The organism is Salmonella sp. SA14318, assembly GCF_029866905.1.
Classification (GTDB): domain Bacteria; phylum Pseudomonadota; class Gammaproteobacteria; order Enterobacterales; family Enterobacteriaceae; genus Salmonella; species Salmonella enterica.
Genome location: NZ_CP123282.1, coordinates 4,576,630 through 4,595,110 on the forward strand (window position 1 = coordinate 4,576,630; position 18,481 = coordinate 4,595,110).

Annotated in this window: 18 protein-coding genes; 3 read left to right on the plus strand and 15 right to left on the minus strand. The window is 53.5% G+C overall.

The window, feature by feature from the left end; genetic code table 11:
• Positions 1 to 2: 2 nt before the first annotated feature.
• From tatD to udp, 9 genes are all read right to left on the minus strand, one after another.
• Positions 3 to 785, minus strand: a complete 783-nt coding sequence (gene tatD, locus QEN32_RS21770) for a 3'-5' ssDNA/RNA exonuclease TatD (RefSeq protein ID WP_265322395.1) — start codon at positions 783 to 785, stop codon at positions 3 to 5.
• Positions 786 to 826: 41 nt separating this feature from the next.
• Entirely contained in the window at positions 827 to 1,606 is a 780-nt protein-coding gene (gene tatC, locus QEN32_RS21775; protein WP_000257554.1) for a Sec-independent protein translocase subunit TatC, read from the minus strand.
• Positions 1,607 to 1,608: 2 nt separating this feature from the next.
• Complete coding sequence (gene tatB, locus QEN32_RS21780) at positions 1,609 to 2,157, minus strand: Sec-independent protein translocase protein TatB (protein WP_000459612.1); 549 nt, start codon at positions 2,155 to 2,157, stop codon at positions 1,609 to 1,611.
• A gap of 3 nt (positions 2,158 to 2,160) precedes the next feature.
• Positions 2,161 to 2,415 carry a Sec-independent protein translocase subunit TatA gene (gene tatA, locus QEN32_RS21785; RefSeq protein WP_000508972.1) on the minus strand — a complete coding sequence of 85 codons (255 nt, stop codon included), beginning with the start codon at positions 2,413 to 2,415 and terminating at the stop codon, positions 2,161 to 2,163.
• A gap of 205 nt (positions 2,416 to 2,620) precedes the next feature.
• The gene (ubiB, locus tag QEN32_RS21790; protein ID WP_000187559.1) at positions 2,621 to 4,261 is read right to left on the minus strand and encodes a ubiquinone biosynthesis regulatory protein kinase UbiB; all 1,641 of its coding nucleotides are present in this window, start codon (positions 4,259 to 4,261) and stop codon (positions 2,621 to 2,623) included.
• Positions 4,258 to 4,863, minus strand: coding sequence for a ubiquinone biosynthesis protein UbiJ (gene ubiJ / locus QEN32_RS21795; RefSeq protein ID WP_001116093.1), 606 nt, complete (start codon positions 4,861 to 4,863; stop codon positions 4,258 to 4,260). Before ubiJ ends, ubiB begins: the two co-directional genes overlap by 4 nt.
• 9 nt (positions 4,864 to 4,872) lie before the next feature.
• Positions 4,873 to 5,628: a bifunctional demethylmenaquinone methyltransferase/2-methoxy-6-polyprenyl-1,4-benzoquinol methylase UbiE gene (gene ubiE / locus QEN32_RS21800; protein WP_000229009.1), complete on the minus strand. Its 756-nt coding sequence runs from the start codon at positions 5,626 to 5,628 to the stop codon at positions 4,873 to 4,875.
• Between the two features lie 95 nt (positions 5,629 to 5,723).
• Complete coding sequence (gene rmuC, locus QEN32_RS21805) at positions 5,724 to 7,154, minus strand: DNA recombination protein RmuC (protein WP_042949738.1); 1,431 nt, start codon at positions 7,152 to 7,154, stop codon at positions 5,724 to 5,726.
• 139 nt (positions 7,155 to 7,293) lie between these two features.
• Positions 7,294 to 8,055 carry a uridine phosphorylase gene (udp, locus tag QEN32_RS21810; protein WP_265322396.1) on the minus strand — a complete coding sequence of 254 codons (762 nt, stop codon included), beginning with the start codon at positions 8,053 to 8,055 and terminating at the stop codon, positions 7,294 to 7,296.
• Between the two features lie 258 nt (positions 8,056 to 8,313).
• On the opposite strand from udp, the gene QEN32_RS21815 reads away from it, so the two are divergent.
• Positions 8,314 to 9,126 (plus strand): dienelactone hydrolase family protein, encoded by an 813-nt coding sequence (locus tag QEN32_RS21815; protein ID WP_000213959.1) that lies wholly within the window; start codon positions 8,314 to 8,316, stop codon positions 9,124 to 9,126.
• A 79-nt stretch (positions 9,127 to 9,205) separates the two neighbouring features.
• Here the strand turns inward: QEN32_RS21815 and QEN32_RS21820 are convergent, their stop codons facing one another.
• Together QEN32_RS21820 and metE are read right to left on the minus strand one after the other, a co-directional pair.
• Complete coding sequence (locus QEN32_RS21820) at positions 9,206 to 10,549, minus strand: anaerobic sulfatase maturase (RefSeq protein WP_023254072.1); 1,344 nt, start codon at positions 10,547 to 10,549, stop codon at positions 9,206 to 9,208.
• A 343-nt stretch (positions 10,550 to 10,892) separates the two neighbouring features.
• Positions 10,893 to 13,157: a 5-methyltetrahydropteroyltriglutamate--homocysteine S-methyltransferase gene (gene metE, locus QEN32_RS21825; RefSeq protein ID WP_265322397.1), complete on the minus strand. Its 2,265-nt coding sequence runs from the start codon at positions 13,155 to 13,157 to the stop codon at positions 10,893 to 10,895.
• 248 nt (positions 13,158 to 13,405) lie between these two features.
• Here metE and metR point away from each other — a divergent pair, with 248 nt between their 5' ends.
• Positions 13,406 to 14,359 (plus strand): HTH-type transcriptional regulator MetR, encoded by a 954-nt coding sequence (gene metR / locus QEN32_RS21830; protein WP_000569786.1) that lies wholly within the window; start codon positions 13,406 to 13,408, stop codon positions 14,357 to 14,359.
• Here metR and QEN32_RS21835 read toward each other — a convergent pair.
• The 3 genes from QEN32_RS21835 to pldB all read right to left on the minus strand — a co-directional run bounded on the left by QEN32_RS21835 (position 14,247) and on the right by pldB (position 17,059).
• Complete coding sequence (locus QEN32_RS21835) at positions 14,247 to 15,146, minus strand: carboxylate/amino acid/amine transporter (protein ID WP_001196254.1); 900 nt, start codon at positions 15,144 to 15,146, stop codon at positions 14,247 to 14,249. The two genes, metR and QEN32_RS21835, sit on opposite strands and share 113 nt — an antisense overlap.
• Before the next feature lie 80 nt (positions 15,147 to 15,226).
• The gene (gene yigL / locus QEN32_RS21840) at positions 15,227 to 16,027 is read right to left on the minus strand and encodes a sugar/pyridoxal phosphate phosphatase YigL (protein ID WP_000285338.1); all 801 of its coding nucleotides are present in this window, start codon (positions 16,025 to 16,027) and stop codon (positions 15,227 to 15,229) included.
• A gap of 15 nt (positions 16,028 to 16,042) precedes the next feature.
• Positions 16,043 to 17,059, minus strand: coding sequence for a lysophospholipase L2 (gene pldB, locus QEN32_RS21845; protein ID WP_000487685.1), 1,017 nt, complete (start codon positions 17,057 to 17,059; stop codon positions 16,043 to 16,045).
• Between the two features lie 110 nt (positions 17,060 to 17,169).
• Between pldB and rhtB the strand changes: the two genes are divergently transcribed.
• Positions 17,170 to 17,790 carry a homoserine/homoserine lactone efflux protein gene (rhtB, locus tag QEN32_RS21850; protein WP_000142524.1) on the plus strand — a complete coding sequence of 207 codons (621 nt, stop codon included), beginning with the start codon at positions 17,170 to 17,172 and terminating at the stop codon, positions 17,788 to 17,790.
• 39 nt (positions 17,791 to 17,829) lie between these two features.
• Here rhtB and rhtC read toward each other — a convergent pair whose 3' ends face one another.
• Positions 17,830 to 18,450, minus strand: coding sequence for a threonine export protein RhtC (rhtC, locus tag QEN32_RS21855; RefSeq protein WP_000980080.1), 621 nt, complete (start codon positions 18,448 to 18,450; stop codon positions 17,830 to 17,832).
• Positions 18,451 to 18,481: the final 31 nt, after the last annotated feature.

Genomic DNA, 18,481 nt, shown 5'->3' on the forward strand with positions numbered 1-18,481 from the left:
GTTCAGAATACAACCTCAAATAAGGTTCTGGCGTTGGCATCTGTCATCGCCGCTAACCATTGCGGATCTTCACCACGCCATAGCGCAATGCGCTCCAGGATGTGAGGCAGATACGCGGGCTCGTTGCGTCGTGACGTTGGTTTCGGCGTAAGATCGCGAGGCAACAGATACGGCGCGTCGGTTTCTATCAGTAGCTTTTCCGCTGGAATAAACGGTAAGAGTTCACGTAGCTCAAGTCCGCGTCGTTCGTCGCAAACCCACCCGGTAATACCGATATAGAGCCCGCTGTCCACACAGGCCTGCATTTGCTGGCGTGAACCGGTAAAGCAGTGCAGTATTGCACCAGGAAGACTATCCAGCCAGGGATCAAGCAATGCCAGAAATCGCTCATGCGCGTCCCGGCAGTGCATAAAGATTGGCATCTGCAATTCGGCGGCAATTTGTAGCTGCGCCTGAAAGGCACGCTCCTGCTCCTGCGGCGTGGAAAAATTGCGATTGAAATCCAGCCCGCACTCACCGATAGCGACGACTTCTGGCTGGTTCGCCAGCGCAATAATGGCGTCTTCAGACGCGGATGACCACTGACTGCTGTCATGGGGATGGACGCCAGCCGTCGACCAACAATGGGGGTAGCGCCGCGCCAGTTTTAACGCCTGCTGACTTTCATGGATGTTCGTTCCGGTCAGTAGCATACCTTTTACTCCCGCCGCAAACGCACGGGCGACCACATCATCACGATCTTTTGCAAACTGGCTACTGGTTAAATTAACGCCAATATCAAACATGCTTGCCCCCATATGACAACCGCCCTGGCGGGCGGTTGTGTTTAGTCTTCAGTGTGCTCGGCCTTTTCGGTTTCGGCCTCGTTATCTTCGTCGCGCGTCCGTCGCTTACCGACATAAAAGCGTGAGCAGAAAACGCCAATTTCAAACAGGCAGTACATCGGTATCGCCAGCAACGTTTGCGAGAAAACATCTGGCGGCGTAAGCAGCATTCCCACAATGAATGCCCCGACCAGGATATAAGGCCGTTTTTTACGCAAATCTTCTGGCGTGGTGATGCCCATCCAGCACAGCAACACAATCGCCACCGGCACTTCAAAGGCTACGCCAAAGGCCATAAAAAGCGCCATAACAAAGCTAAGATAGCTGGCGATATCTGTCGAAACCTGTACCCCTTCCGGCGCCGTATGCGTCAGGAAACCAAAGGCCAAAGGGAATACGACAAAATAGGCGAAGGCCATACCAATGTAGAAAAGCAGCGAGCTGGATACCAGCAGCGGTACGACCAGACGACGCTCATGCTTATACAGCGCCGGGGCGATAAAGGCCCAAACCTGGTACAAAATGACAGGCGCGGATAAGATCAAAGACACCATGAAGGTGAGTTTGATAGGCGTAAAAAACGGCGACGCCACATCCGTCGCAATCATTGTCGCCCCTTGCGGCATCTGTTTAATCAGCGGTGCGGCGACTAAATGATAAATATCATTGGCGAAATAAATTAACGCCAGAAAAATCAGAAGTACTGCGACGATGCAGTTTAGCAGGCGCTTACGCAACTCGATCAGATGCGTGATAAGCGGTTGAGTATCTTCTACAGCCATGTTTACGGTTTATCACTCGACGAGGGGGAAGATTCGACAACAGGCGCAGCGGATTTCTTCTCGGCGTCTATCGTGGCTACGGAAGCGGTTTCCGTCGACTCAGGCACGTTAGCTTTAACGGGCTCCGGCTTTTGTTCCGGCGCGCTCGCCTGTGTTTCAGCGGCGGCAGGGGTAACGCCCTCATGCTGCGTTTCGTTCCCTTTTACCACCGGATTATGGATGGTATGCGCTTCATCGCTCGCTTGTTCGGGATCGTTAGCGCTGTAGGTGCGTTTCATCGACTCCGCCGCCTGACGCAGTTCATCCATAGATGCTTTCAGTTCGGGAGTCAGATTTTCCAGGCTCGCCTTTTCGACTTTTTTCAGACTGTCCTGGAACTCCTGAAGTTTCAGTTCCTGAGTCAGTTCATTCTGAACCGTTGTCGCAAGGGACCGCAACGCGCGAATCCAGCCCGCTACCGTTTTTACCGCTACTGGCAATCGTTGCGGCCCCAACACAATGAGGCCGATAACGAACACTAACAGCAGTTCGCTAAAACCGATATCAAACACGGATTATACCTGCTCTTTATCTTGGCTTTTAGCGTCTTCCTTTTTCGCTTCGCCTTGCTTATCCGCGATAGATTTAGCGGTAAAATCAGCGTCCTGACTGGTTTTATCCTGTTTGGCATCATCATCGCTCATGGCCTTTTTAAAGCCTTTGATAGACGCGCCAAGATCGGAACCGATGGAACCGAGTTTTTTGGTGCCGAACAGCAGTACGACGATAACGGCAACAATCAACAACTGCCAAATACTGATACCACCCATACATGTTCCTCTGTGATAGATGATGAATTAATAGGGCCGCATTATACACATTATCCTTCGCGCTGCCTCTTTGTTAGCCGCTTTCGCCCGCCCTATTCACATACTTTTACATACGACCGGGACGACATTGACTTGCGGCCTGAGTACTGCCTCAAGTGATAATATGTACCTGCGTGACACAACCGGCGTTGAGCGATAAAAAATCTCAACGAGTTTTACGCCAGCCAACCAGCCAGACCACTACGCCGCCGACCATGAGCCAGCCAGGCATCAATCCCCATTCAGGGCGGTTGACGAGTAAGAATGACCCGCTCAGTAACAGCGTTGCGCCAATTCCCAATAAATAACGAGACTGACTTTGGCGCACATGGTTTACCTGTAACTCGCGCGCAATCTTATCAACACTGTGCTGTAAATATTTGCCCTGGCGCAAACTGTCGTACACCAGTTCAGGTATTTCTGGCATTTTTTCGACCCAGAACGGCGCTTTTTCTTTAAGAGCCCGCGTGAGAGCCGGAATACCCACCTGATCTTTGATCCAGGACTCAAGAAACGGCTTCGCCGTTTTCCACAAATCAAGCTGAGGATAAAGTTGCCGCCCAACCCCTTCAACATACAATAATGTTTTCTGCAACAACACCAGTTGCGGCTGGACTTCCATGTTAAATCGACGCGCTGTATTGAAAAGGTTTAACAACACATGACCAAACGAGATTTCCGCGAGCGGCTTTTCAAAGATAGGTTCACAGACGGTGCGGATGGCAAACTCAAAATCTTCAACGTTGGTATCTGGCGGAACCCAGCCTGAATCGACATGCAGCTCCGCCACCTTTCGGTAATCGCGATTAAAAAACGCGATAAAGTTTTCTGCCAGATAACGCTTATCTTCTTTGTTTAGCGACCCGACGATACCGCAGTCAATGCCGATATATTGCGGATTTTCAGGGTGTTCATGGCTGACAAAAATATTTCCCGGATGCATGTCCGCATGGAAAAAGCTGTCGCGGAAAACCTGGGTGAAGAAAACTTTAACTCCGCGTTCCGCCAGCAGTTTCATGTTGGTGCCGTTCTTTTCCAGCGCCGCCACATCCGAAACAGGAATGCCGTATATCCGCTCCATCACCATCATGTTCTGGCTACAGTAATCGGAGTACACCTCCGGGATATACAGCATGGGACTATTTTCAAAATTGCGGCGTAACTGAATCGCGTTGGCCGATTCCCGTAGCAGATTCAGCTCATCGATCAGCGTTTTCTCATACTCACGTACCACTTCCGTCGGGCGCAGACGACGCCCATCCGGCAACAGGCGTGGTACCCAGCGAGCAAGGCGATAAATCAGTTTCAGGTCTGCCTGAATTACCGGCAAAATATCTGGGCGAATGACCTTAATAACCACTTCTTTACCGTTTGATTTCAATCGCGCGGTATGTACCTGGGCGATTGACGCCGACGCTAAAGGCTGGATATCAAAGTCGTCAAACCAGGCTTCGACTGGTAGCCCCCCCATCGCCTCTTCAATCTGGGCTTTCGCCAGCCGACCATCGAATGGCGCGACTTTATCCTGGAGCAAAGCGAGCTGATCGGCGATTTGCGGCGGGAACAGGTCACGGCGCGTGGAGAGCATCTGGCCAAATTTGATCCAGACCGGTCCCAGCTCTTGCAACGCCAGTCTTAATCGTTCACCCAGCAATTTATCTTTATGCCGGTTTGGCATCCAGAACAGCGAATAGCGCCATAATCGGAGTGGCAGTGTAAGACGCATTCGGGGGATGAGTTCATCAAGGCCGTAGCTTAAAAACGTGCGGATGATGAAATATAGGCGCCGTACTTCACCTGGCGTCATTTGGCCTCCAGTTTTTCCAGCCGTGTGGTCAGAGAATCTACGGCGCGCTCAACAGCCGCGGTTTCTTCGGCAAACCATGCGACTTCCAGCGGGCCAGGCGCCATACGCCACTCTTCAGTGATCGCTTCAGCGGCATAACGCTGCTGGCGTTGAAACCCGTGGCGCAGGAATTTAGCCCCGCCACGCACGACCTTACCGATACTTTCCGCCGCAATATCACCCGTGTATGGCGCCAACAGCTCCGCAGGATCGAATTCGGCGAGATCGGCGAGCGCCACAAAATTTTGCACGACCTGAATATCGCCCTGCACTTCCAGTTCGCCGCTGCGAATAAGCGCGGCCAACTGCTGACGATCGCGTAGTTTTGGCAAAACGCTAGCTTGAGTGATTACCGTACAGTCCGCTTCGCCTTCCCATGCCCCCAGCACATCAACCTGGCGTTCGCTGAATACCAGGACTAATGGCGTCGAAAATCCCTTTAGTTTCACACACAGTACTTTTCCCTGTAAGCGCGTTCTGGCTGATTTCAGCGCTGGCGAACGATACAGAAACGTATTGAGGAGACCTTCAATTCCTGCGGTCACTAAGGGTTTAAAAGGCATTCCACCCTCCTAGAATTTATAACCACGGTGCAATGCCACAACGCCCGCCGTCAGATTGTAATAATCCACGCTCTCAAATCCGGCGTCCTGCATCATGGCTTTTAAGGTATCCTGATCGGGATGCATACGGATGGATTCCGCGAGATACCGATAGCTATCCGCATCGTTCGCGACCATCGAGCCAATACGCGGTAAAATATGGAAAGAATAGGCGTCATACGCTTTACTCAGCGGCTCAATGATAGGCTTGGAAAATTCAAGCACCAGTAAACGTCCGCCGGGTTTCAACACACGGAACATTGACCGCAGCGCTTTTTCTTTTTCCGTTACATTGCGCAAACCAAACGAAATGGTAATGCAATCAAACGTATTATCAGGGAAAGGCAGAGCTTCGGCATTCGCCTGCACATACTCTACGTTGCCGATCACGCCGATATTACGCAGCTTCTCACGCCCCATTTTGAGCATAGAATCATTAATATCCGCCAGGATAACTTTGCCAGTTTCCCCGACCATACGTGAAAATTTCGCGGTAAGATCGCCCGTACCGCCCGCTAAATCGAGAACGGTTTGTCCACGACGCACGCCACTGCAATCAATGGTGAAGCGCTTCCACAAACGATGAATGCCAAATGACATTAAATCATTCATCACATCGTACTTTGACGCCACAGAATGAAAAACGTGGGCCACCATGTCAGCTTTCTGCTCTTTAGCGACGGTCTGAAAGCCAAAGTGCGTCGTTTCTTGTGAATCTTCCACCATCTCAGTGCCTGCTTATCGATAAAAATGTTCAAGAAGTGTAACAGATTGGGCCAATTTGCCCTACTCTGCGCCAGGACTAAACTACTCCGTATGGGTTAACTTAACTGCTGCTTCACCCGTTCATCATTGGGATAATGTTCATCCTGCCGCTCTTCAGGGATCGATCGTAAACGATATTCTTCATCTTGCGTAACAGCCTGTTCCGCTAAATCCGGATTAATCTCGCGTTTGATTTCCACGCCTAGCCCCCGGAAGGCCTCCGCCTGCGCCAAAACGTTGCCACGCCCCGACGCAAGTTTTTTCATCGCCTGGCGGTAGTTATCCTGCGCTTTATCCAGACTCTGACCGATCGCTGACATATCATCAACGAACAATCGCATTTTATCGTAGAGCTTACTGGCTCTGTCCGCGATGTGCTGCGCATTGCGGCTCTGGTGTTCATAGCGCCACAGGTTGGCGATTGTCCGTAACGCCACCAGCAGCGTCGTGGGGCTTACCAGCATAATGTTATTTTTCAGCGCCTCGGTTATCAGTTCGGGCTGTTTATCTAACGCCAGCAGGAAAGCGGGTTCTACGGGGATAAACATCAGAACATAGTCCAGCGAGCGGAGGCCGGGAAGCTGCTGGTAGTCTTTACGCCCCAGTAAGCGAATATGATTGCGCACCGAGGCGATGTGCTCTTGTAAAGCGGCCTCGCGCGTATAGTCATCTTCAGCGTTAAAGTAACGCTCGTAGGCGACCAACGTCATTTTAGCGTCGATGACCACATCTTTGCCCTGCGGCAAGCGGACGATGACATCCGGCTGCATCCGCGAGCGCGCATCGTTCTCAATACTGACCTGGGTTTCGTATTCGTAGCCTTCACGCAGTCCGGATGCCTCCAGCACCCGCGCCAGCACAACTTCGCCCCAGTTTCCTTGCGCCTTATTGTCCCCTTTCAAAGCGCGCGTCAGGTTGATCGCTTCCTGCGCCATTTGCGCGTTAAGCTGCTGCAAATTACGAATTTCGTGCGCCAGCGTATGCCGCTCCTGCGCTTCTTTGCCAAAACTCTCCTGAACCTGGCGGCGAAAACCGTCCAGTTGCTCACGCAGCGGCGTCAGCAGGCTATTCAGGCTTTGTCGGTTTTGTTCGTCTACGCGACGATTACTGTGTTCAAAGATACGATTCGCCAGATTTTCAAACTGCTCGCTTAAACGCTGTTCGCTGTTGATCATCTGACGGATTTTGTCTTCCGCGTGTTGTTGAGTCGCTTCCAGACGGGTCGTGACTTCACGCAGATCGGCTTCCAGAGAGGTATTAATACTGTGCAGGCTACGCAGTTCGTTATTAAGTAACTCGCATTCACTGCGCCAGTGCGCTTCTTGCGCTAATTGCTGCCGGGCCGCGCTAAGTTCGATATCCAGCTCACGCCGTTCTTCGATAAGATCGGCGCGGATTTGATCGGCGTGCGCTTTCGTCGCCAGCCAGCCAATCACCGCCCCAGCCGCCAGCGCCACGACGGCGCTTATCATAAGAGTAATATCCACAACACCTCTCCTGGAACCACACTGTCCTGCACAAAATAGAATTGTGCTGTATAAACGTCCAGTTTAAAAGGGATTTCCTGCGAGGCGCCACGCAAAAAGAAAAGGCCGAACGCGTCGGCCTTTGCAAAAGAGAGGAGAATTACAGCAGACGACGGGCCGCTTCCACGACGATTTTCACCGCGTGGCTTTCAGTTTGTTTCATCGTTTCCGCATTCGGAATCTCTTGTTGGGTACGGTTGACGATAACGCCCGCCACCATACCTGCGCGTAACCCCTGGCTTGCGCACATGGTTAACAGCGTAGCGGATTCCATTTCGTAGTTCATTACGCCCATCGCCTGCCACTCTTCCATAGAGCCTTTGAAGCGACGAACAACGCGGCCAGAATAGGTGTCGTAACGTTCCTGACCCGGATAGAAAGTGTCGGAAGAGGCGGTTACGCCAACGTGAGTCGTGGCGCCAATCGATTTCGCGGCTTCAACCAGCGCAGTGGTGCAGGCAAAGTCGGCAACCGCCGGGAATTCCATCGGCGCAAAATGCAGGCTCGCCCCATCCAGACGTACGGATGCGGTCGTTACCAGAACGTCGCCGACGTTGATGTGCGGCTGAATAGCCCCCGTGGTGCCGATACGCAAGAAGGTACGAATACCCAGTTGCGCCAGTTCTTCCACGGCAATAGAGGTAGACGGGCCGCCGATACCGGTAGAGCAAACGATAACTGCTTTGCCATCCAGCTCAGCGCGCCAGGAGGTGAATTCGCGGTGAGATGCCAGCTTAACCGGCTTATCCATCAGCGCGGCGATCTTTTCCACACGCTCAGGATCGCCAGGGACGATGGCGAGCTTGGCCCCTTGTAAATCGTTTTTGGTGAGGCCGAGATGAAAAACATCAGACTTGGACATATAAAACTCCTCTGTGAATCGGGTTTGTCAGAAGAAGCAAAAAGACACTTTACCTAAGGCATAAAGATATTTTCGTGACAGCCATCACTATGGCGTAAAACAATTGCACTCGATTACCATTAAAAAGTGATGCGCATCACAATAAATAATCAATATCGCCAGGCATTGCACAAAAGATAGCCGCTTTAAGGCAATGTGGTTTGTTACACACTGTCTATAGTTAAGATTGCGCTATTTTTTAAGGGTACGGAGAATACCATGACAACGACACATCCATCCGGCTTTGCACCTGCAGCTTCCCCACTTGCCCCTACGATGATTCATACGCCTGATGGGGCCATTAGCGCGGGGATAACGTCGATTCCCTCTCAGGGCGACGATATGCCAGCCTATTACGCCAGACCAAAGGCAAGCGACGGCGCGCTGCCTGTGGTCATTGTGGTACAGGAAATTTTTGGCGTACATGAACACATTCGCGATATTTGCCGACGACTGGCGCTGGAAGGCTATCTCGCTATCGCGCCGGAGCTCTATTTCCGCGAAGGCGACCCCAATGATTTCGCCGATATACCCACATTATTGAGCGGGCTGGTGGCTAAAGTACCCGATTCGCAAGTCCTTGCCGACCTGGATCACGTCGCCAGTTGGGCTTCGCGCAACGGCGGGGATGCGCATCGGCTGATGATCACCGGTTTTTGTTGGGGAGGCCGAATTACCTGGCTGTACGCCGCGCACAACCCACAGTTAAAAGCAGCGGTAGCGTGGTACGGCAAGCTGGTGGGCGACACGTCACTCAATTCGCCGAAGCATCCCGTTGATATCGCCACCGATCTTAACGCGCCGGTACTGGGTTTATACGGCGGGCAGGATACCAGTATTCCACAGGAGAGCGTGGAAACCATGCGTCAGGCGCTACGCGCCGCTAATGCGAAGGCGGAAATCGTGGTCTATCCCGATGCAGGGCACGCGTTTAATGCCGATTATCGTCCGGGCTACCACGAAGCCTCAGCGAAAGACGGCTGGCAAAGAATGCTGGAATGGTTCGCGCAGTACGGTGGGAAAAAAGGCTAACCACAGCGCATTACGATGTTTGTTGGGCCTACGAGACCGGAGTCGGTGTAGGCTCAACAAAGCGTCATCGCCACGTTAGCTATGCTTTACCACAGCATTTTTTATATTTTTTGCCGCTGCCGCAGGGACAGAGATGGTTACGACTGACGGCTCCTGTGTCTTTACGCGCGTCCTGCGCCAGCCAGCGCATGATCGATGCCATCGGATAGCCTTGCGCCAGCAGCTCCCGCCAGACATTCATATACGGCGTAACGTGCTGGAAAAAATGCTTATAGCCCGCACACAAGTAATTATGCGCAGGATGACCGGACGGCGAGACGGCAAAGCGATGCTTCGGACAGCCGCCATGACACGCAAAGCGGTAGTCACAGCGACGACAATCGGCGGTCAGGGTCTCCCGCTTGGCCTCGCCAAACACAATAGCCCGCTCGCTATTATTTAAGGTTTTGATGCTGTGCTGGTGGATATTCCCCAGCAGATGTTCCGGGTAGACAAAGTGGTCGCAGTTGTAGAGATCGCCGTTCGACTCCAACGCGAAGGCATGTCCACAAGTCTCGGAATGTACACACAGTACCGGCTGCTGCGCCGTCCAGGCGGCTAACGCCACGTCAAACATCTGCACATAGACGCGGTCTACGTCGCGACGAACCCAGATATCAAAGATCTGGTTGAGAAATTCGCCATATTGCCACGACGGTACCGTCCATGGCGCCAGCGTCGCCGCGCTTTCGCCGGGCATCACCAGATTAAGTACCGATGAGTTATCGGTGCTCATTCGCTCTACCAGCGGGATAAACTGAATAAAACGCGATCCCGCCGCCAGAAGAAATTCGTAGACGTCTGCTGCATGACCGACGTTATGTTTTCCCACGACGGTTAAGGTATTAAAGTCGACATGGTGCGCTTTAAGCCGCGCCATTGCTGCGACGACCTGTTCATGAGTTCCTTTTCCAGCGCGATTAAGCCGATAGTGGTTGTGTAACGACGCCGGGCCGTCGATAGAGAGACCGATGAGAAAATGCTGTTCAGCGAAAAAGCGCGCCCACTCGTCATTCACCAGGATGCCGTTCGTCTGCAACGCATGAGTGATTTTTCGCCCATCGCCGTACTTTTCACATAATGCGACAACCCGGCGGAAAAACGGTAGCCCCATCATGGTCGGTTCGCCGCCCTGCCAGGCAAAGTCAATGCGGTCGCCACTCTGCGCGGCAATATGCTGGCGTATAAATTGTTCCAGCGTCTCGTCCGACATCCGCCAGTTTTTATTGCGTTCCGGGTACAGCGCCTCTTTTTCAAGATAGAAGCAATATGTGCAATCAATATTGCAGATCGCGCCGCCGGGTTTGGCCATTACGTGACAACCTGCTACCGCCATGTCAGACATCTCCGTTAAAAAATAAGGTTCACCAGCGCCATGAGACAATGCGACGTTTATCGTCGCCAGGGAACATAACAGAATGGAAAACCTCGTTTTGTGCTATGAGAGCGCTGGGCGATCATGACAGGAAAAACGATCTGCGAGGCAATAAAATCCGCCGCGCTGCTTCCGGGGACGCTATCCGCCTGGTTGTCATTCATACGGAGAACCTTTTTATTATCAAGATCGCCAAATAGCCAGATCCTGAAAAAGACAGCGCGGAAAATAAGAAAAAGGGAAATGAGAAAAAAGAGGAGATAGAGGCGCTGTTAATCAGGTCAGGCACGGGCGCTACCCGTCAAAGGGTAGCGCCGCATTGCTGCCGGATAAACGCAGCGGTCAGGATGGGCTATTTCGCCTGACGCAGATTGTGCGCCGCTTTGACCATGTTCGCTAACGCCGCGCGGGTTTCCGGCCAACCGCGAGTTTTCAGACCGCAGTCCGGATTCACCCACAGGCGTTGTGCCGGAATACGTTGTGCCGCCTTCTTCAGCAGGGCTTCAATCCACTCGACGCTCGGCACGTTCGGCGAGTGAATATCGTACACGCCCGGCCCGATTTCGTTCGGGTAGTCGAACGCTTCGAACGACTCCAGCAACTCCATATCCGAGCGGGAGGTCTCAATGGTGATCACATCCGCATCCAGCGCGGCGATCGAATCCATAATGTCGTTGAACTCGCAGTAACACATGTGGGTGTGGATCTGGGTTTCATCCTTCGCCACCGCCGCGTTGATGCGGAAGGCTTCCACACCCCATTCCAGATAGGCGTCCCAGTCGCTGCGACGCAGTGGTAGACCTTCGCGCAGCGCCGGTTCGTCGATCTGAATAATCCCGATCCCCGCCGCCTCCAGATCCGCGACTTCATCACGCAGCGCCAGCGCAATCTGTTTCGCAATCGTTTCGCGGGTCACGTCTTCGCGGGGGAATGACCAGCAAAGAATAGTCACCGGGCCGGTCAACATCCCTTTTACCGGCTTGTCGGTCAGCGACTGGGCATATTTCGCCCACTCCACGGTAATCGGTGCCGGACGGCTGATATCGCCAATCACTACCGGCGGTTTCACACAGCGGGAGCCATAGCTTTGCACCCAACCATTCTGGGTAAAGACGAAGCCGTCCAGATGCTCGCCGAAGTATTCCACCATGTCGTTTCGCTCGGCTTCGCCGTGTACCAGCACATCCAGCCCTAAACGCTCCTGCTCGATGATAGCCTGCCTGATGTGTTCGGCGATGCCGGTGCGGTAGTTATTCGCATCGAGGTTGCCCTTTTTGAAGTCCAGACGCAGACTGCGAATTTCCGTGGTTTGCGGAAACGAACCGATAGTCGTCGTCGGCCAGGCGGGAAGTTTAAAGCGGGCGCGTTGCGCTTCAGCGCGCACCTCATACGGATTCTCACGCTGGCTGTCCTGCGCGGTGATCGCCGCCAGGCGTTTTTCTACCGCGGCATTATGTACGCGGCGGGAGTGACGACGAGCCTGAATCGGTGCGCTCCATTCCTCAAGCGCCGCCGTTTCGCCGCTGTTCAGCGCATCGCGCAGCAACGCTAGTTCACCGCATTTTTGCAGCGCAAAGGCAAACCAGCTTTTTACTTCCGTATCCAGACGCGTTTCGACGCTGAGATCGATCGGGCTGTGCAGCAAAGAGCAGGAGGATGCTACCCACAGCGCGCGTTTGCCCACAATGGCGTTAATCTGCGCGTATTTTTCGGTCAAATCGGCGCGCCAGACATTACGCCCGTTAATCAAGCCTGCGGAAAGCAGCCAGTCGACCGGCAGACGTTGATGCAGTTCCGCTACATCATCTTTGCCATGAATGAGGTCAACATGTAGCCCCTGTACCGGTAGCGCGATAATAGTGTCCAGGTTTGGCGTCACGCCTTCAAAATAGGTCGTCAGCAACAGCTTCACCTGGCCGGCGAGCGCGTCGTAAGCCGGTTTGAAGGCATCCAGCCACGCCTGCGGCAGTTCCAGCACCAGCGCTGGCTCATCAATTTGGACCCACTCAACACCACGCTTCGCCAGCTCGGCCAGCACGTGCTGATACACCGGCAAAATGTCTTTCAGCAACGTCAGGCGGTCAAACGGCTCGCCTTTCACTTTACCCAGCCACAGATACGTGACAGGCCCTAGCAGTACGGGTTTGATCTTATGCCCCAGCGCCAGCGCTTCGTCCACTTCCTCCAGCAACTGTGTCCAGGTGAGTCTGAACTGCTGGCCTTTGCTGAACTCCGGTACTATGTAGTGATAGTTAGTATTAAACCATTTGGTCATTTCCGCTGCCGCCGCCGGTTCGCCGGTTGGCGCGCGACCGCGGCCAATGCGGAACAGAGTGTCGATGTCCACGGAACCGTCGTTGTTCTGATGACGAGCCGGCACATTGCCTAACAGCAGGCTGGTGGTCAGAACATGGTCGTACCAGGCAAAGTCGCCTACCGGTAACAGGTCAATACCCGCTTGTTTCTGCTGCTCCCAGTGACGCGCGCGCAGTTCGCGGCCCACCGCCAGTAACGCTTCACGCGTTGAGTTCCCCGCCCAGTAGCTCTCTTGCGCTTTTTTCAACTCGCGACGCAGGCCAACGCGAGGAAAACCGAGGGTATGAGTCAATATTGTCATTTTACTTCCTCTCTTATTTTATTGAATCTGAAAGTAAAACTCTAAATAGTTCGGCTTGCAGGAAGGCGGCGACACAGCGCATCCCCAGGAGCTTACTGAAGTAAGTGACTGGGGTAAGCAAGGAAGCCAACGCATCTGCAAGTCGAAATATGACGAGTTTTAGACGTCTGGATGTTTACACATCCATAATGTAAAGGTACTGTATATTCCTCAAGCGCAATTTGTTCATGGCGAAGTGAAGGACTTTCATGATCGAAATTAAACATCTGAAAACACTCCAGGCATTGCGGAATAGTGGATCGCTGGCTGCTGCTGCTGCGGTGCTGCACCAGACCCAATCCGCTCTGTCTCATCAGTTCAGCGATCTGGAACAACGCCTTGGCTTCCGCCTGTTCGTGCGTAAAAGCCAGCCGCTGCGCTTTACGCCGCAGGGGGAAGTTCTGCTGCAACTGGCAAACCAGGTGCTGCCGCAAATCAGCCGTGCGCTGCAGGCGTGCAACGAACCGCAGCAAACTCGTCTGCGCATCGCTATTGAATGTCATAGCTGTATTCAGTGGCTGACCCCGGCGCTGGAAAACTTCCGTGCAAGCTGGCCGCAGGTAGAAATGGATTTCACATCCGGCGTCACTTTTGATCCGCAACCGGCCTTGCAACAAGGCGAGCTGGATTTGGTGATGACATCGGATATTTTGCCGCGCAGCGGGCTGCATTATTCGCCGATGTTTGATTTTGAAGTCCGACTGGTGCTGGCGCCCGACCATCCGCTGGCCAGCAAAACGCAGATTACGCCGGAAGATTTAGCCAGCGAAACGCTGTTGATTTACCCGGTGCAGCGCAGCCGACTGGATGTCTGGCGACATTTCCTGCAACCGGCGGGTATCAGTCCGCTGCTGAAAAGCGTGGATAATACGCTACTGCTGATTCAGATGGTGGCGGCCAGAATGGGCATTGCCGCCCTGCCGCACTGGGTGGTGGAAAGCGTTGAGCGCCAGGGTCTGGTGGTGACCAAAACCCTGGGTGATGGTCTGTGGAGCCGCCTGTATGCCGCCGTGCGCGACGGCGACCAGCGTCAGGCGGTGACCGAGGCGTTTATTCGCTCGACGCGGGATCACGCCTGCGATCATCTGCCGTTTGTGCGGAGCGCGGAGCGACCCATTTTCGATGCACCCACAGCGAAGCCAGGATCACAGCCGCGCCTGTAATAAAGCTTGGCCAGTGGGGCTGCTGATGCCAGATGGCAAGATTAACCAGTAGTCCTGCAGGAACATGCATATTATTCATGATACCCAGAGTCCCGGCGTCTACCTGGGTAGCGCCATAGTTCCACATAAAGTAGCCAATGCCGGACGCCACCACGCCGAGAAACACCAGAATGCTCCATTGCAGCGTGGTTTCCGGCAGCTTTTGCGCGTTCCCCAACAGCGACCACGCCACCGCCGCCACCAAAAACGCCCCCAGATAGAACCATGCAAAGGCGTTGTGCTGCGGCATGGGACGGGTCTCCATCAGACGTTTATACCCCACCATTCCGATAGCGAAACTGATATTAGAAAGCTGCACCAGGAGCAAACCGACCCAAAAATGGTCGGTCACGCGATCGTAGCGAATAATCCCGGCGCCAATCACCGCCAGCAACGCGCTAAATGCATAGCCCCAGCGCAAACGACGCTGACTCATCACATCGTAAATCAGCGTGATATAGAGCGGCGTCAGAACGGTAAACAGCAGCAGTTCGGATACGGTCAGGTAGAGGTAAGCATGGAAGCTCAACATATACATGATGCCAAGCTGCATCGCCCCCACCAGCATATACAGGCTGATGGTTTTTAGGTTGTGCCCGCGAGAACGCAAAAACGGCAGAAAAACGAGCGCCGCCAGCCCAACGCGTATCAGCACCGCGAAATAGCTATCGACATGCCCGGCAAGATACTCGCCAAATAGACTAAAGGAGAAAGCCCACAGGATAGTGGTAATGATGAGTAGCGCCACAATGGATGTCTCTTAAAACAGGAAACACCCATTGTAGCGGAGAGTGAAGTTGACAACTGGTCAACTAACAAACAATCACATCAGCGTAAGAAAAGATCGCGCAGGTAATGCGGCACGGCGTTATCCGCGTTGATGCCGATCACCTCAAGTTCGGGATACAGGTCTTTCAGACGCTGGTGCGCATTGCCCATGATGCAGCCTTTGCCCGCCATCGTGAGCATTTCAGCGTCGTTCATTCCGTCGCCAAAGGCGATACACTCTTTCAGACTGTACCCCATCGCCTGAGCGACCGCTTCCAGCGCATGACCTTTCGACACTCCGCCCGCCATCACTTCCAGACAGGTTAGCGTAGAGAAGCTCACGTTTACCCGATCGCCCCAGCGCGCGTTAATCGCCTGCTCCAGCGGCAACAACTTTTCATGAGTGTCGCTGGTGAAAAACACTTTGCTGACGCCCTCCGGCTCCAGCAGCGCAGGTTCAAACAACGAGTAGTTAAATACCGCCTCTTTGAAAAAACGCATTTCATCGGGGCGATGACGATTCATAAACCATTCGTCGTCGCGATAAACGTTAGTCACGATGTCCGGATTCGCATTCACCACCCCGAACAGGTCGCTGGCAATGTCGCTGTCCAGATTATGCGTAAAAACCAAATTCCCGTCGGTATCGTGCACTCGCGCGCCGTTGGAGGTGATCATATAAGACTTGATTTCAAGATTATCGCGGATTTGCCCTACATCGACATGATGACGACCAGTGGCAAAGACAAAATGGATGCCGCGTGCGGTCAACAGCTTCAGAGTCTCTTTGGCATAAGGGGACAACGTATGGTCGGGGGAGAGCAGCGTGCCATCTAAATCAGACGCAACAACCTGATACATAATAAAATTTAACCTCTAAGCAAAGCGATTTCCGCTGGATAAATTAGGCTTGTTGAAAAATTCAACAATGGCGTTAAGCGCGACTGAGCGCATGGCGTCCTTTTCAAAAAGGATCTCATGGTACGCGCCTTTGATAACCAGCGGTTTTCCCCCTTCACAAGGGTATCCCGCCGCGGCGCGAATTTCACAAAAACGATCGTGGGTGCGGTTATCCACTACCCGCTCTTCTTCCGCCTGAATCAGTAGCGTAGGCGTCGTGTCATCGCTCGCCCCAGCCAGAACCTGCTCACCCGCCAGAATGCCTTCGCGTACCCAATGCCAGGTGGGGCCGCCAACGCGCAGCTGCGGCTCGTCGGCATAAAATCGTAAGTTGCGCTGATAACGCTGGCGGCTGTGGGTCAGCGCATTCATCCCAAACGGCAACGCCCGCCACTGACCGGTACCAATAGCGTAATCTTCACGGATACGCTGGTGCCCCTCGGCCCAGTCGAGAATATGGCGCACCATAAAGGAAGGCAAGCGTATCACAATACCAAACATCGGCGCGGTGAGCGCAATAGCATCGCACCGCACACGATGGCGTTGCAGGAACAGGGTGGCTATCGCGCCCCCCATTGAGTGCGCCAGGATATAACGCTTACGCCACGGCCCCGGCTCAATTTCCTGCTGCCAGAACGCCGCTAAGTCCTCAACATAATCGTTAAAATGATCAACGTGACCCCGATGCGGGTCCGATAACATCCGCCCGGAGCGCCCTTGACCACGGTGGTCGATGATGAAGATATCAAAACCGAGATGAAAAAGGTCATACGCCAGTTCAGCGTATTTTACATAACTCTCAATGCGGCCAGGACAAATGACGATCGTCCGATCGTTGGAATCATTTCGAAAACGGACAAAGCGCACCGGAATGTTACCCACGCCGATAAACTCCGCCTCTTCCCGCTGACGCCAGAAATCGGTCAGCGGCCCCATAGCAAAAGCGGCAAACGCATTTTCTCTTGTTTCCCAGTCATTTTGCTGCTGAAACATCGGGTTTTCGGCCTCGTTTACCAGGTAAAATCGTTTTTTGCGTCGTGCCTGACACAACACAGCGGCAGTAGCGTATTGTGGCACAAAAACAGACAACCAGGGAGTTTCGCATGACCTTTGAATGGTGGTTCGCCTATCTACTGACCTCAACTCTGCTGAGTCTTTCTCCGGGTTCAGGCGCCATCAATACCATGACGACGTCTATCAACCATGGATATCGTGGCGCAGCGGCTTCTATCGCCGGACTCCAGACCGGGCTGGGGATACATATCGTACTGGTGGGCGTCGGACTGGGTACGCTCTTTTCGCGCTCTCTCCTCGCTTTTGAAATTCTGAAATGGGCTGGCGCGGCTTATCTTATCTGGCTGGGTATCCAGCAATGGCGCGCCGCAGGCGCTATCGATCTGCATACTCTCGCCCAGACGCAATCGCGGGGTCGACTGTTCAAACGCGCGGTCTTTGTCAATCTAACCAATCCCAAAAGTATTGTCTTTCTTGCCGCCCTGTTTCCGCAATTCATCATGCCGCAGCAACCGCAACTGGCGCAGTACCTCATTCTCGGCGTCACTACGATTGTGGTGGATATGATTGTGATGACCGGTTACGCCACGCTGGCGCAGCGCATTGCCGCCTGGATTAAAGGACCAAAGCAGATGAAGGCGCTGAATAAAGCGTTTGGTTCGTTGTTTATGCTGGTAGGCGCGCTCCTGGCGTCGGCAAGACACGCGTGATAGTCGTGCCGGATGATGTTTATCCGGCCCGGAGGTAAATTAGCGCGAAATAATCAGGTGAATACCAAAGCCCGCAAACAGAGCGCCGGCAAAACCATCAATCCATTTCGCCAGACGCTGATAGCCGCGGCGCATTTTCGGCAGCGCGAACAGGCTGGCGACTACGGTAAACCAGGCCAGCGTTTCCAGGGTAATTAACGCGAAAATACCCCAGCGCGCCGCAGCGCCGACGTTATCGCCGACAAACAGTGAAAAAACGGAACCAAAATAGATAATCGCTTTAGGATTCGACAGATTGGTCAACAGCCCTTTGAGAAAACTGCGCCCGCTCTGCGCCAGTTCAATGTGCGGAGAAGACGCCGCCGCATCCTGTTTTTTCAGCGCGCCGCGCAGCATCTGATAGCCCATCCAGCACAGGTACAGGCCGCCACCTACCATAATGATCGTATGCAGCCAGGCCATTTTTTCGATGATGAGATGCAGGCCAAGCAGCGCCACGCCCGCCCATACCATCACGCCGCAGGTAATGCCCAGTACGCCCATCATCGCTTCTTTACGCGAACGGCTGACAGCAGTTTGAGACACGAAGAAAAAGTCGGGGCCGGGGCTCATTAGCGCAACGATGTGCACCATTGCCACGGTGAAAAATAGCATCATCATAAAAATGGCTCGCGGGGAAATAGTTCAGTGA